The sequence below is a fragment of the Pseudarthrobacter sp. DSP2-3-2b1 genome, assembly GCF_049895945.1.
In the GTDB taxonomy this organism is placed as follows: domain Bacteria; phylum Actinomycetota; class Actinomycetes; order Actinomycetales; family Micrococcaceae; genus Arthrobacter.
The window spans coordinates 38,279-51,430 of record NZ_JAFCTI010000015.1; the positions used below are offsets into that span (position 1 = coordinate 38,279).

Sequence of the window (13,152 nt, forward strand, 5' to 3'; positions counted from 1 at the left end):
GCGGCAGCTACTTCTGGATCGTTGCCGCCGGGACGCTTGACTTACACGCCAGGGGATCGCCCTGGGCCGGCACCGGCCTGTTTACCTCGACTGCATCCACGTTCCAGATCCTTCCGATTTTCCCCAGCCAGCCACGGATCGCGCCGCCCCCAAGGTCTGCGCCGGCGCATTCGCCGGCTTTCGCGACCGACACACACCAGTCCTCACGAACTATGTTGCGGGTCACATTCCAGAGGAAACTATCACATGGATGAGTCCGCCATGTGAGCTTCTGCCGGAGAATGGCGGGACCGTATCAGATCGTTATGAATTCTTCAGCGGAATTGATTTGACTGGACGTATTGCCGGGCTGTGGCGTACGCTACGGCGCGCGGACCACGCGGGTGACGAGTTCCCGCCAGGACGCTGCGAGCCGCTCGGGCGGCAGCTGATGGACGCGGACGGCGTGCAGCAGCCTGTCCGGATCGAGCGTGGCGCCGAGGGCCATCGCCATCAGCCACGGGTCCGCCTCCATGCCCTCGTCGCGCAGGAGGAACTCAAGGTGGCGCTGGGCCAAGACCGCGGCCGGCACTTCATAGCGGCTGTTAGCCCCCTCGGCGGCGGCCGCCAGATCGCCGTGGTCCAGCACAAATGCGATCCGCGCCGCGCCGAACGCGATCAGCCTGTCCAGCCCCCGTGCACCCGGCCCGAGGGGTGGCGGGCCGAACATAAAGCGTTCCTGGAACGCCGCTTCCGAGTCGCTCAGGAGCGTCATCATCAGCCCGGTGCGGCTGCCGAAGCGGCGGAACACAGTGCCCTTGCCCACTCCGGCGCGTTCCGCCAGGGCGTCCATGGTCAGGCCATCCACCCCGGACTCCGCGATCAGCTCACGCGCAGCGTCCAGCAGACGCCGGCGGTTCCGCGCGGCATCGCTTCGCTCTGGGACGGGGCCGGAGAGCGATCCGGGCAGGAGTGGGATGAAGCTCACACTCCGTATCCTAGTCCCCGGGAATATTAATCGGACCACGGTCCGTTTAGCTCAGTGAAGGCCACAAGCCTCCACCCTTCCAACCGGTTAGCGGCCCGGCCGCAGCCCGAACCCAGGAGTCCGTATGTCAAAGAACACCGTACTTACCCTTGTCGGCAGCCTCCGCGCCGAGTCCACCAACCAGAAGCTGGCCGAAGCAATCCAGCTGAACGCTCCCGAGCACGTTGACGTTGTCATCCACGAGACCCTCGGGAACATCCCGTTCTATAACGAGGACCTCGACATCGAGGGCCAGGTCCCCGCAGCCGCAGCAGCCCTGCGCGCCGCCGCCAACGACGCCGACACCCTGCTGCTGGTCACCCCGGAGCACAACGGCACGGTGCCCGCCTCCCTGAAAAACGCCATTGACTGGCTGTCCCGCCCCTACGGTGCAGGCGCCCTCACCGGCAAGCCCACCGCCGTCGTCGGCACTGCCTTTGGCCAGTTCGGTGGCGTGTGGGCCCAGGACGAAGCCCGCAAGGCTGTGGGCATTGCCGGCGCCCAGGTCCTCGAGGACGTCAAGCTCGCCGTTCCCGGCTCCATGGTCCGCTTCGCCGAACTGCACCCGAAGGACGACGCTGAAGTTGTTGAGCAGATCAAGGGCGTCTTCGACGCACTGCTCGCACCCCAGCCTGCCGCCTAAGGCCGATGCCACGGGCCACCCGGCCTGTCCCGCTGATCACCCGCGCAGCCATAACGTGCGCAATCCCACTGCCCCGGACGCCACAACGGCGTCCGGGGCATTTTGTTACCGCACCGTAAGCGCGGGGAGCACTGCGTGCGCCGGCGTGACCAAGTCTTGTTCCAACCGGAACCATGCCGGCATTTTCAGGCCGATGAGTCCGCCGTAACGTTAATGCACGGGGACGCACGGGATGGGATGCGGTGCAGAGATGGCAGGCAAACGGGGCGCCGGGAAACTGATGGTAACTGCGGCAGCACTGACGCTTCCGCTGTGGCTGGGCTGTTGCTCCCCCGGGTCCGATCCTTCCGCCGGCCGCGCCTTTACTCAGGGCGCCGCCACCATTGAGCGCACCGCGCCTGCTGAGGGCCCGCTGGTCCCGGCTCCACAGCCGCAGGCTCCCCCGCCACCGGAAACGGGGCGAAGTGCAGCGCCCGCCCAACCAGGCACCGGCCAAACAGGCACCGCCCGGACCGACCCTGCGCAGCCCTCCCAGACGGAGCTTGGCCCCGCCACACCCGCCGGCTCAGCGGGGTCCGAAACGGAGCAAACAGCTCCCGGCGGGGCAACCGCGACCACCCCGCCGGAGCCATCGCCGCGCACAGACCCCGCTGTGACTGCCCGCCCATCGCCCACGCCCCAAACGCCTTCACCGCAAACTTCTGAGACGCCCGCCGAAACCGCTTCGGGGCGGTCCGCGGGCACCCGGACCGTGACTGCCTACTACGTGCTGATTGACGACGGCGGCGCCCGCGGTGTGCGTTTCGGCTGCAATGACAGCCTGGCCGGGATCCGGCGGTCAGCGGAGGATGCTGTTGAGCCGCTGCCGGCTGCCATGCGCGCCCTCCTGGACGGATCCGCGGCAGAAGGGCTGTACAACGCCTTGGCTGAGTCATCATTGACCTTTCTGTCCGGAAGCTTCGATGGCACCACCGTCACGGTCTACCTGTCAGGGACCATCAGCCTGGGCGGGACGTGCGATGTTCCCCGGGTCGAGGCCCAGCTCACGCAGACAGCAGTAGCGTCCGTCGGCGCCATCCGCGCAGAGGTGTATATCAATGGGACTCCCCTGGCCGAAGCCCTGCGCCTGAAATAGGCGCTTCCCGCCCCCGCCGGAATATTTGTCAACAACTGTTGCCTAACCGGCAACTGGCGGCTGTATCCTGAGAAAGTGACCCACGAGACACTTGCCGCCGCAGCAGCGCAGCTGCCACCCGAAGCCATCGACGCAATCGAACGTGCTGCCACGTCCGCCCACCGCGCCGTCCATCCACACGAGGCGCTTTTCTCCGCCCGCGCCGCCCACATCAAACAATCCGCGGTCCGGGATGTTTTTGACATCTCGATGCGGCCCGGGCTGGTGTCCCTGGCCGGCGGCAATCCCTATCTGCAGTCGCTCCCACTCAAGCGCCTGGCTGAGACGGCCGCCGGCATCTTCGCCGCGGAAGGTCTCACCGCCCTGCAGTACGGGGCCGGCCAGGGCACCGAGGAACTGCGCACCCAGATCTGTGAAGTCATGGCACAGGAGGGGATCACGGACGCCCTCCCGCAGAACGTGGTGGTCACTGCCGGCTCGCAGTCGGCCCAGGATGTGGCCACCAAGGTCTTCTGCAATCCGGGAGACGTGGTGCTGGTGGAGAACCCCACCTATGTTGGCGCGCTGAACACCTTCGAGGCATACCAGGTGGAGGTGGCCACCGTGGAAATGGACGACGCCGGCCTGGTGCCCGAACTCCTGGAGGCAAGGATCGCAGCACTCCAGACGGCCGGGAAGAACATCAAGTTCCTGTACACCATCCCCAGCTTCAACAACCCGTCCGGCATCACGCTCGCCCAGGAGCGGCGGCAGCAGATCGTCGATATATGCCGTAATGCGAATATTCTGGTGCTGGAGGACAACCCTTACGGGCTCCTGCGGTTTGACGGAAAGCCGCTGGAGCCACTCCGGGCGGCCAATCCAGCCGATGTCATCTACCTTGGATCGTTCTCAAAGATCTTTGCCCCTGGCCTGCGGATCGGCTGGGCCCTGGTACCCGAGCACCTGCAGCGGCGCTATTACCTGGCCTCCGAGTCAGTGACCTTATGCCCACCCACGCTGAACCAGATGCTGGTCTCCGCCTACCTCCGGGATTACGACTGGAAGGCCCAGATCGAAACCTACCGGGGCCTGTACGCCGAACGCTGCGCTGCTATGCTCTCGGCCCTGGAAGAACACATGCCGGCAGGAACCAGCTGGACCAGGCCTGAAGGCGGCTTCTTCGTCTGGGTCACGCTGCCGGAGGGGATGGACACCTATCCCCTGCTGCAGAAGGCAATCGACGCCGGCGTCGTCTTTATCCCGGGCGCCGCCTTCAGTCCGGCCGACGGGCCGTCGAACAAGCTGCGGCTGGCTTTCAGCGCGGTGCCGCCCGAAGCGATCAAGGAAGGCGTCCGACGTTTGGCGCCGGTACTGCGCGAAGCCCTCGCCGCGCTGTAGCGTTGGCCTCATTGAGCGTGGCCGTAAGTCATACCGAGTAAAGGAGCACGAGAATGAGCGGAATCATCGTAGTGGGGGTTGACGGCAGCGAGACTGCCAAGAAGGCAGCCGAGTCGGCCCGGGACCTCGCAGCAGCCTTGGACGCCTCGCTGCATGTGGTCTCCGCTTTCGACAGCGACCGCACCGAGGTCTTCGGCTCGGGCAGCGATCAGTGGATCGTTTCCGATGCCGACGGCGCCGAGCACGTCGCCAGGACGGTAGCCGACGCCCTGGCCGGTCCCGTCAAGGTCACATATTCCTCTGCCCGCGGCAAGCCCGCAGAAGCACTCATCAAGGAAGCCGAGCGCCTCGACGCCAAAATGATTGTTGTGGGAAACCGGCGGATGCGGGGCATTGGACGCGTCCTGGGCAGCGTGGCGAACAGCGTGGCCCACAACGCCACGTGCGATGTCTACATCGCCAACACGTACGACGTGAACTAGGGAGCGGATCCCCGGACACCATGCCCCACGGCGGTGCATGGTGTCCGTTCTCACGCCCTGACGGCCCTTTCCGGCCCGGCGCGGACGATAAAATGGGAGTGCCCTCAATGGAGCGGACAGCCACCATCCACGCCGTCCAAAGGGTTCCCTTGATTTCTCTCCAGCGCCGCCAGCTTGTAGGCCACGATATCCTCCTGGCCCGTCACGGCAACCACATCTGCTCCATGCGGGTGGACCGTGGCAACGGCCGGGTTGTTGCGCTGCTGGATGACGGATCCGTGGACAGCGCTCCCAACCTCATCTCGCCGGAGCTTCGCCTGCCGGAGACCATCCGCAGCGTCCTGCTCGAGGACCGGAAGTTCTTCGGGGCCGTCGCCGGGGTGTCCGTTGTCCTGGGCGGCCTTTTCTTCGCCGCCTACGCAGGTTTGGCAGGATCCATGGGCAGCGATGCCGAGGTTGCTGAACTGATGGTCGCGTTCTCCGCCTACACCTACTGAGCGGCACCGCCCGGTCCTAGAGGAGCCAGCCGCGCAGCAGCCACCACAGTCCGGCCATCACCACCGCGCCGAACAGCGATCCGGTCACCACCTGTGCCCGCGTATGCGCGCGCAGGACCACGCGGGACCAGCCAACGGCGGGGATGAGCAACACCAGGGGCAGCCAGGCCGGCCCCAGCATCAGGACCGAGATAACGGCCGACGACGCGATGGCAGCCGCATGCCCGCTGATCTTCCAGAACGGGCTGACCGCCGCCAGGACAATGATGCCGGCCACGATCGCCAGCACCGTGACCAGCACGCTCCGGGGCGCAGGGGTGGCTGCCAGCACCACCAGCCCGGCAGCGACGGAGCCCAAGGCCATCAGCAGCACGGGGGCGCGTTGCTTGCGGTTGCTGACATGGTGGTCAGTGACTTTCCCCAAGCGAACCAGCACCAGCAGCAGCATGAGCGGGAGCACGCAGACGAACAGGGCAGCCAAGGCGCCATATCCGATGGTTCCGGGGAATCCCGGCTCGATCACGGGGCTGATGAGCAGCACCAGCGTGACCACCACCGGGGGTTGGAAGACTTCGGTCAGCCATCTGGCGGCGCGGTTCTGGGCGCGGAGCGTTGCGTTGCTCACTCGTGTAATGTCCGCCTAGTCCAGCAGGAGGGCCGGCTCCTCGAGGATGGCCGCGACGTCGGCCATGAAGCGGGCGGACAGGTCCCCGTCCACCACCCGGTGGTCGAAGGAACCGCCGAGCGTGGTGATCCAGCGTGGAATGACTTCGCCGTCCAGCACCCAGGGCTTTTGCTTGATGGTTCCGAAGGCCACGATCGCCACTTCACCGGGGTTGATGATGGGCGTTCCGGTGTCGATCCCCAGCGCACCGATGTTGGTGATGGTGAGCGTTCCGCCCTGCATCTCGGCCGGCTGGGTCTTGCCGGCCCTGGCTGTGGTTGCCAGGTTGTTCAGGGCGACGGCAAGTTCCTTGAGTGAGAGATCCTGGGCGTCCTTGATGTTGGGAACCATCAGGCCGCGCGGGGTGGCTGCTGCGATGCCGAGGTTCATGTAGTGCTTGACGTGGATCTCGGCCGTATCGGTTCCGCCAGCGTTGTCCACCCACGTGGCATTGACGCTCGGGTTCCGGGCCGCGGCCCAGATGACTGCTTTGGCCAGGATCAGCAGCGGCGATACCTTGATGCCTTCGAAGTCACGGGAGGCCTTCAGCCGCTTGACGAACTCCATGGTCCGGCTGGCGTCCACATCAACAAAGATGCTGACATGGGGGGCGGCGAACGCAGATTCCACCATGGCCCGGGCTGTCGCCTTGCGGACGCCCTTAACGGGGATCTTTTCGATCCGCTGGTCCTGCGGCTTCCCGGCCGTGCCCCAGAAGCCGTCGGCCTTGTCCAGCTCGGCATCGCGCTGGGCCTGGTAACTGACCAGGTCCTCGCGGGTCACTTCGCCGCGGGAGCCGGTGGCCACCACGTCGGCGAGGTCGATGCCCAGATCGCGGGCGATTTTCCGCACCGGCGGCTTGGCCAGGACGCGGTTCACCAGCCCGGTGATGGTTCCGCCCAGCGTGGGACGGGTGTCGACGGTCTCGTCCTGAACCGGACCAGCCTCTTGGGGTCCGGAGACTTCAGCCAGTGAGTGAGGCTGGACAGGCTCGACCTCGGGGGAGTTGCGTGACACTGCGGCGGCGGGTGCCGTCTTCCGGGGACGGCGTTTCACGGCGTCCGCCTTCGGACCCGATCCCACCAGCGGACCGCCGGCCGGGGCACCGCCTGAAGTGTCGGCGTCGTGCGCGGGAAGCTTTCCGTACAAGGGCTGGACCGGAGTGGCAGGTGCCGGGACATCGGCGGGGGTCGGGTCGCCTGATACAGCATCCGAGACGCTGATGATGGCGGTGCCGACGTCGATGGTCACCCCTTCGGGGACCAGCAGTTCTGTGACAGTGCCGGCGAAGGGCGACGGCAGCTCCACGAGCGATTTGGCGGTCTCGATCTCGCACAGGACATCGTTGATGGCAACAGCGTCCCCGGGTTTGACCTTCCAGGAGACGATTTCCGCCTCGGTGAGGCCTTCGCCCACATCGGGAAGGTTGAACTTGTTCAGGGTCATGATGTCCTCTTTCAGCGGCAAGCGCGAGCGGGGAGGGTGGCGGCTAGTAGGCCAGGGCGCGGTCCAGCGCCTCGAGGATCCGGTCGATGTCCGGGAGGTAGTCTTCCTCCACCTTGGCCACCGGATAGGGCATGTGGAAGCCGCCAACACGGATCACGGGAGCCTCCAGGGAATGGAACGCCCGTTCGCTGATCCGGGCTGCGATCTCGCCGCCGATCCCGCCGAACGTCGGTGCCTCGTGGGCCACCACCAGCCGGCCGGTCTTTTTCGCCGACGCCGTGACAGTGTCAAAGTCGATCGGGGAAATGGAGCGCAGGTCAATGACTTCAATGCTGTGACCGTCCTCAGCTGCTGCATCCGCGGCGGCGAGTGCCACCGGCACGAGCGGGCCGTACGCCACCACCGTTGCATCGGTGCCCTCGCGGAGCACGTGGGCCTTGAAGGGATCGGCGGAGGCACCGGGCGACTCCATGTCCACTTCACCCTTGAGCCAGTAGCGGCGCTTGGGCTCGAAGACGATCACAGGGTCCTGGCACTCAACGGCCTGCCGGATCATCCAGTAGGCGTCATGGGCGTTGGAGGGCGTGATGATCCGCAGGCCTGCGGTGTGGGCGAACAGTGCCTCCGGGGATTCCGAATGGTGCTCGATCGAGCCGATTCCACCGCCGTAGGGGATGCGGATCACCACCGGAACGGTCAGGTTGCCGTTGCTGCGGGCGTGCATCTTGGCCAGTTGGGTGGTGATCTGGTTGAAGCCCGGGAACACGAACCCATCGAACTGGATCTCGCAGACGGGCAGGTAACCGCGCAACGCCAGGCCGATGGCGGTGCCGATGATGCCGGACTCCGCGAGCGGGGTGTCCACCACACGGTCTGCGCCGAACTCTGCGAGGAGACCATCGGTGACCCGGTAGACGCCGCCGAGGGCACCGATGTCCTCGCCCATGAGCAGGGAGCGGGGATTGTTGCCAAGGGTGGCGCGGAGGCCCTCGTTCAGCGCCTTGGCTATGGTCATGGTGGTCATCAGTTGGCCGCCCCCTCCTGTGCCCCGGCGGGCTTCGTGTCGGATTCAGTGGTGTCGGCAAACCCGGCGCTGTACGCCTCGAACCACGCGAGTTCCTCGGCCACCAGGGGGTGGGCTTCAACGTAGGTGTTGGCGAACGCGGTCCGGATGTCCGGGGTTTCAAAGTCGTGGATGGTCTTGCGGACGTACGTGGCGAGGTCATCGCCGTCGGCCTTGACCTGTTCAAAGAAGGCGTCGTCGGCAAAACCCTGGGCCCGCAGGTACTTTTCCAGGCGGTCGAGCGGATCCTTGGCCCGCCAGAGGGCTTCTTCCGCGGATTCCCGGTACTTGGTGGGATCGTCAGCGGTGGTGTGTGCCCCCACGCGGTACGTGAACGCCTCGATCAGCACCGGTCCGTTTCCTTCACGGGCCTGCTCAAGGGCCCATTCGGTGACCGCGTGGACGGCGATCACGTCATTGCCGTCCACGCGGATCCCGGGGAAACCGTAGCCCTTGGCGCGGTTGGACAGCGGAATGCGGGTCTGCACCGAACTGGGCACGGAGATGGCCCAGTGGTTGTTCTGGCAGAAGAACACCACAGGTGCTTTGTAGGAGGAGGCAAACACCATGGATTCATGGACATCGCCCTCCGAGCTGGCGCCATCACCGAAGTAGACCATCACCGCAGCATTTGGTTCCGCCTGCTGGCCCGGCACGGCCCCGGCCGCAGCCGCAGCAAGCTTCTGGTCCCGCTGGATACCCATCGCGTAGCCCACCGCGTGGGGGGTCTGCGCCGCAAGGACCAGGGTATAGAGGTGGAAGTTGGTGTCCTTCGGATTCCAGCCGCCGTTGGAGACGCCCCGGAACTGCCGCAGGAGCTCTGCGAGGTCCACGTTGCGGGTCAGGGCAACCCCGTGCTCGCGGTACGTGGGGAAGATATAGTCCTGCGGCTGGCTGGCCCGGCCCGAGCCGATCTGCGCGGCTTCCTGGCCGGTCAGCGGTACCCACAGCGAGAGCTGGCCCTGGCGCTGGAGTGCGGTTGATTCAACATCAAAACGGCGGATCCGGGCCATGTCGGCGTAGAAGCCGCGCAGTTTTTCTGCATCCAGCCGGTCGGCGTACGCCGAGAACAACGGATCCGTGCCCAAGGTGCCGTCGGGGGACAGAAGCTGGACCATTGGCTCAGCGGGGTCGCCCTGCTGGACTTCCGCCTCAGCCTCGAGTTGGTCGTCTAGCTCTGTTCCGTCGAACTCGGTGGAGGGCAGATGTGTGGCGCCCATACCGTCTCCTTGCTTGCCGCACGCGGATGCGTTGCAATGTCGCTGGGATATATACCTCAATGGGAATGCATTCCCTTGATGGCATATATGATGGCTTTCTGGTCCTTACTTTATCTTCAGTAGGTACCGCTGCTGTTACATGTTAAGCGCTAGGAACGCCGCGGCGGCTTTGTATAGTCCGCACAGAGCTGGAGGAAACGGGTGTTCGCCTCCACTTCGCCGATGCTGACGCGCACCCCTTCGTTGCCGAACGCCCGTACCGACAACGCGTGGGTTCCCGCGAGTTCGGCAAATTCGGTGCTGTTTTCGCCAAGGCCCAGCCAGACAAAATTGCCTTGGGCCTCCGGAACAAACCAGCCGAGCCTCCGCAGCGCGGCAGTGACGCGGACCCGCTCATCCACGAGGCTTTGTACCCTTTCTACAACCTGGTGGTAGTTCTGCAGCGAAACGATGGCGGCCCGTTCAGCGATCTGTGACACTGCGAAGGGCGTGGCAGCGACCCGGAGGTACTGGGTCAGTTCAGGGCTGGACACGCTGTAGCCGACGCGGAGACCAGCCAGTCCGTGGGCTTTGGAGAACGTGCGGAGCACTATGACGTTCGGGTATTTCCGGTACAGCCTGATGCCGTCCACAGCATCCTTATCCCGGACAAATTCCTGGTACGCCTCGTCAATCACTACCACGACGTCGGACGGGACCGCTTGGATGAACCGCTCGGTTTCGGCTGCGGTCAGGATGGGGCCGGTGGGATTGTTCGGAGTGCACAGCAGGATGACGCGGGTGCGGACCGTGACCGCTGCTGCCATGGCCGCGAGGTCGTGGCGCCCGTCAGCGGTCAGCGGGATCTGGACGCTTTCGGCGCCCACCAGGCCCACACTGATGGGATAGGCCTCGAAGGAGCGCCAGGCATAGATGACTTCGTCGGCTTTGCCGTCATCGTTCTGGCCGGCAAAGGTGGTCAGCAGCTGGTTGAGGGCGCCCAGGCTTCCGGCGCCGGTGACGATGTCTTCCGCGGGGACGTCAAGGAATTCTGCGAGCGCCGTGCGCAGCTTGCTGCTGAGCGGATCAGGGTAACGGTTGAAGTCCGTCTGTCCTGCAATGGCTTCAAGTACTGCCGGAATGGGCGGCAGCGGGTTCTCATTGGAGGACAGTTTGTAACTGGTCAATCCCCCGACGGCGGTGGGAGGCTTTCCTGCGGCGTAGCGGGGAAGCCGGGCCACCACCGGGCGGGGGCGGATTCCCCCGGGTAGGGTCTCTGAAGAAGTCATGCAATCCAGCCTACTTCTGATGTCCGGCGTGCAGCCGGTGTCCACCCAAGAGGCGCACGGGGGCGCGCAGAACGCGCACAGGAGGCGCACCGGGCGATATGACAGCATGGACGCATGCGATCTTTCATTGTTCGGGTACTGATCAACGGGCTGGCCCTCTGGATTGCCAGCTGGATACTGCCCGGCCTGGATATTTCCACGTCAGCAACCACCGAGGCCGTGGCCAAGACGGGCGTAACCCAGGGCACGGACACCATCGGCATCATCCTGGCCTACCTCTTCATCGGGCTGATCTTCGGCGTGGTGAATGCGTTTGTCCGCCCCCTGGTCAGCTTCCTCAGCTTGCCCATCACCATCCTGACTTTGGGCCTCTTCACGATCGTCATCAACGCCGCCATGCTCTACCTGACCTCGTGGATCAGCAGCTACACGCCGGTGCGCTTCACCATAGACTCCTTCTTCTGGACAGCGGTGTTGGCCGCCATCATCATCACGCTTATCTCGCTCGTGGCCGGCCGGGTTCCCGGCGGCCGGCGGCGCTGACCGGCCAGGATTAACTGCGCTGCTGGCTACCCGGCGGCCGCGGCTACCGTGCAGCGCTGACTTCCGGAGGCTTCGGTGGCGACTGCGGCCGTGGCGTCGGCTGGGGTGTGCTCACGGTCTGCGGCTCGGGCGCCTTCGTGCGCGATAGTGCGAAACGTGTGGCCGTCGCTGTACCTCCCGCGCCGAGCACACCGCCAAGGACCGCAGTCGATGCCACGAGCGAGGGATCCCTGCTGGCCGAGACAAGGCGTGCGCCCTCTTCATAGTTAGTGAGCTTGTGGCCAGGCCCAAGGCCCGCTTCCTCCCCATCCGGCGTGTGGACAGGACCGTTGAGCGTCACGGTCACCCTGTTCCTCGCGTCCGGGCCGGGTGTCCCGTCTGCTCCTGGAACCCAGTCCTGCCTGTGCTCCAGATGCAGGGTACTGATACCGGAGGCCGGAGCAATCCCGCCTACGGGAGAGCCGGCAGTGAGCACGTACTTCATGTCGTATTCGTTGAGGAACAGCTCGTCCGTTGCGAGGTTCATGGCATGGATTCCACCCTGGCTGTAGCCCACGGCCACAACCTGCGCCCCTGTTTCGGCCCCTGCAGCCCGCAGTGCCTGCAGGACGGCAGCATTGATTTCCCTGGAACGGTGGCCCAGCCCTTCGCCGATCCCTGCTTCATCAAAGGGGTTGCTTCCTCCCGTTTCGCCCCCGGCCTGGGTGCCGGGGATCACCACCACGTAGGCCTTCTCTCCACCGTTTTCCACCTCAACGACCTCGATATAGCCGTCGCCGCGTTCATTGACGATCCGCGCCCGTTCCAGGAGCGCCGCCGGCGAACCATCGAATTCGATGGGCAGCGTCTCCTTCCGGTCCGCCGTGACAGCACGCGGTTGCAGGATACGGATGTGCTGCCCCACCACCCCAGTGAGTAGGGGAAGGGCAGTTGCTATGTGCCTGCCGGCAGCCAGGTCGGCGCCAACCGCCATGGCAAAGCGTTGCGGTGAGACCGCCAGGAGGGCCCCCAGTGCCAACGGACCGACCACTTGTTCCGCGGCTTCTCCGTTGAGGGCATGGCCCAGCCAGAAATCTCCCGCCTGACGTCCAATGGTCCCGGGGTTTCCCAACCCGGCACCGGCTCCCCGCGAAAGACCCGCCAACACCTCCGCGGCCTCATAGTCGCGCTTGCTGGCGCGCACCTGGCTGCTGATGCGTTGCAGCTCATCGCGGACAGCGCGGACGCTCCACTCGGCCTCGCCGACGGACAGCAGGGCCATGGTCCCCGAGGGCCGGGAATCGTTCTGGTATGCGCCCAGGTCCTCCCAGATGCGGTGCACCTCAACCTCCACGGCGGCCAGCTGGTCGGCAAGGACATCGAGCTTTCCGGCCCCGAAAGTGAGTTCCTCAAGCTGGAACGTAATGCCCCCGATACCGCCCCTGATTTCCAAGGCCCCGTCAGTTGCAGGCCCGGTCAGCGGGATGGGGCCGCCGCTGCCGGACGGCGTTGCCTCGGCCATCAGTACCGCCCGGCAGTTGTGCCTGCCGTGGATTCAACTTCCCGGGCATGGCGGTGCACAGCAGTTGCGGCATCATGCAGCCGAACCCGGGCCCTGCCGAGCGCCACCTCCTGGAGAGCCACGGAATTCCGGTAGGCCCGCCCGGCCGGTGACTGCCAATCGAGGAGCTGGACTTCCCGGAAGCTGAAACCGATGCTTTCCACCTGCTCCGTACACCTGGCTACGCGCCCCGCAAGCTGCAGCACCTCATAGGCCCGCGACATACATGCGGCCATACCGGCTGCCCCCAAGTCCCCGCTCATGC

At 65.5% G+C, this 13,152-nt stretch carries 15 protein-coding genes; 6 read left to right on the forward strand and 9 right to left on the reverse strand.

Annotation, left to right across the window (positions count from 1 at the left end; translation table 11 throughout):
- Window positions 1-7: 7 nt before the first annotated feature.
- Window positions 8-193 (reverse strand): hypothetical protein, encoded by a 186-nt coding sequence (locus ACP7AX_RS16595; RefSeq protein ID WP_131683416.1) that lies wholly within the window; start codon window positions 191-193, stop codon window positions 8-10.
- Between the two features lie 168 nt (window positions 194-361).
- On the reverse strand, window positions 362-967 hold the full coding sequence (locus ACP7AX_RS16600; protein WP_426227956.1) for a TetR/AcrR family transcriptional regulator: 606 nt from the start codon (window positions 965-967) through the stop codon (window positions 362-364).
- Window positions 968-1,091: 124 nt separating this feature from the next.
- On the opposite strand from ACP7AX_RS16600, the gene ACP7AX_RS16605 reads away from it, so the two are divergent.
- From ACP7AX_RS16605 to ACP7AX_RS16625, 5 genes are all read left to right on the forward strand, one after another.
- Complete coding sequence (locus tag ACP7AX_RS16605) at window positions 1,092-1,649, forward strand: NAD(P)H-dependent oxidoreductase (RefSeq protein ID WP_131683418.1); 558 nt, start codon at window positions 1,092-1,094, stop codon at window positions 1,647-1,649.
- A 250-nt stretch (window positions 1,650-1,899) separates the two neighbouring features.
- Window positions 1,900-2,784, forward strand: a complete 885-nt coding sequence (locus ACP7AX_RS16610; RefSeq protein WP_426227958.1) for a GerMN domain-containing protein — start codon at window positions 1,900-1,902, stop codon at window positions 2,782-2,784.
- A 75-nt stretch (window positions 2,785-2,859) separates the two neighbouring features.
- Window positions 2,860-4,164 (forward strand): PLP-dependent aminotransferase family protein, encoded by a 1,305-nt coding sequence (locus ACP7AX_RS16615; protein WP_426227960.1) that lies wholly within the window; start codon window positions 2,860-2,862, stop codon window positions 4,162-4,164.
- 53 nt (window positions 4,165-4,217) lie between these two features.
- A complete protein-coding gene (locus ACP7AX_RS16620; RefSeq protein ID WP_108597811.1) occupies window positions 4,218-4,646 on the forward strand; it encodes a universal stress protein in 429 nt (142 codons plus the stop codon).
- 149 nt (window positions 4,647-4,795) lie between these two features.
- Window positions 4,796-5,143, forward strand: a complete 348-nt coding sequence (locus tag ACP7AX_RS16625) for a hypothetical protein (RefSeq protein WP_426228048.1) — start codon at window positions 4,796-4,798, stop codon at window positions 5,141-5,143.
- Between the two features lie 16 nt (window positions 5,144-5,159).
- On the opposite strand, the gene ACP7AX_RS16630 is transcribed toward ACP7AX_RS16625, so the two are convergent.
- The 5 genes from ACP7AX_RS16630 to ACP7AX_RS16650 all read right to left on the reverse strand — a co-directional run bounded on the left by ACP7AX_RS16630 (window position 5,160) and on the right by ACP7AX_RS16650 (window position 10,804).
- Entirely contained in the window at window positions 5,160-5,768 is a 609-nt protein-coding gene (locus ACP7AX_RS16630; RefSeq protein ID WP_426227963.1) for a phosphatase PAP2 family protein, read from the reverse strand.
- Between the two features lie 15 nt (window positions 5,769-5,783).
- The gene (locus ACP7AX_RS16635; RefSeq protein ID WP_426227965.1) at window positions 5,784-7,253 is read right to left on the reverse strand and encodes a dihydrolipoamide acetyltransferase family protein; all 1,470 of its coding nucleotides are present in this window, start codon (window positions 7,251-7,253) and stop codon (window positions 5,784-5,786) included.
- A gap of 43 nt (window positions 7,254-7,296) precedes the next feature.
- A complete protein-coding gene (locus ACP7AX_RS16640; RefSeq protein ID WP_131683423.1) occupies window positions 7,297-8,277 on the reverse strand; it encodes a transketolase C-terminal domain-containing protein in 981 nt (326 codons plus the stop codon).
- Entirely contained in the window at window positions 8,277-9,536 is a 1,260-nt protein-coding gene (locus ACP7AX_RS16645) for a thiamine pyrophosphate-dependent dehydrogenase E1 component subunit alpha (RefSeq protein WP_426227967.1), read from the reverse strand. Before ACP7AX_RS16645 ends, ACP7AX_RS16640 begins: the two co-directional genes overlap by 1 nt.
- 149 nt (window positions 9,537-9,685) lie before the next feature.
- Complete coding sequence (locus ACP7AX_RS16650; RefSeq protein ID WP_131683425.1) at window positions 9,686-10,804, reverse strand: histidinol-phosphate transaminase; 1,119 nt, start codon at window positions 10,802-10,804, stop codon at window positions 9,686-9,688.
- A gap of 114 nt (window positions 10,805-10,918) precedes the next feature.
- Here ACP7AX_RS16650 and ACP7AX_RS16655 point away from each other — a divergent pair, with 114 nt between their 5' ends.
- The gene (locus ACP7AX_RS16655) at window positions 10,919-11,347 is read left to right on the forward strand and encodes a phage holin family protein (RefSeq protein ID WP_426227969.1); all 429 of its coding nucleotides are present in this window, start codon (window positions 10,919-10,921) and stop codon (window positions 11,345-11,347) included.
- A 43-nt stretch (window positions 11,348-11,390) separates the two neighbouring features.
- Here the strand turns inward: ACP7AX_RS16655 and ACP7AX_RS16660 are convergent, their stop codons facing one another.
- Both ACP7AX_RS16660 and ACP7AX_RS16665 read right to left on the reverse strand, forming a co-directional pair.
- A complete protein-coding gene (locus tag ACP7AX_RS16660; RefSeq protein ID WP_426227971.1) occupies window positions 11,391-12,848 on the reverse strand; it encodes a hypothetical protein in 1,458 nt (485 codons plus the stop codon).
- The gene (locus tag ACP7AX_RS16665) at window positions 12,848-13,150 is read right to left on the reverse strand and encodes a hypothetical protein (protein ID WP_131683427.1); all 303 of its coding nucleotides are present in this window, start codon (window positions 13,148-13,150) and stop codon (window positions 12,848-12,850) included. Before ACP7AX_RS16665 ends, ACP7AX_RS16660 begins: the two co-directional genes overlap by 1 nt.
- Between the last annotated feature and the right edge of the window lie 2 nt (window positions 13,151-13,152).

Coding starts and splice junctions, on each gene's coding strand:
- ACP7AX_RS16655 (WP_426227969.1), top strand. CDS start 10,919: ATGCGATCTTTCATTGTTCGGGTACTGATCAACGGGCTGGCCCTCTGG.
- ACP7AX_RS16605 (WP_131683418.1), top strand. CDS start 1,092: ATGTCAAAGAACACCGTACTTACCCTTGTCGGCAGCCTCCGCGCCGAG.
- ACP7AX_RS16650 (WP_131683425.1), bottom strand. CDS start 10,804: ATGACTTCTTCAGAGACCCTACCCGGGGGAATCCGCCCCCGCCCGGTG.
- ACP7AX_RS16610 (WP_426227958.1), top strand. CDS start 1,900: ATGGCAGGCAAACGGGGCGCCGGGAAACTGATGGTAACTGCGGCAGCA.
- ACP7AX_RS16665 (WP_131683427.1), bottom strand. CDS start 13,150: ATGAGCGGGGACTTGGGGGCAGCCGGTATGGCCGCATGTATGTCGCGG.
- ACP7AX_RS16620 (WP_108597811.1), top strand. CDS start 4,218: ATGAGCGGAATCATCGTAGTGGGGGTTGACGGCAGCGAGACTGCCAAG.
- ACP7AX_RS16635 (WP_426227965.1), bottom strand. CDS start 7,253: ATGACCCTGAACAAGTTCAACCTTCCCGATGTGGGCGAAGGCCTCACC.
- ACP7AX_RS16640 (WP_131683423.1), bottom strand. CDS start 8,277: ATGACCACCATGACCATAGCCAAGGCGCTGAACGAGGGCCTCCGCGCC.
- ACP7AX_RS16660 (WP_426227971.1), bottom strand. CDS start 12,848: ATGGCCGAGGCAACGCCGTCCGGCAGCGGCGGCCCCATCCCGCTGACC.
- ACP7AX_RS16645 (WP_426227967.1), bottom strand. CDS start 9,536: ATGGGCGCCACACATCTGCCCTCCACCGAGTTCGACGGAACAGAGCTA.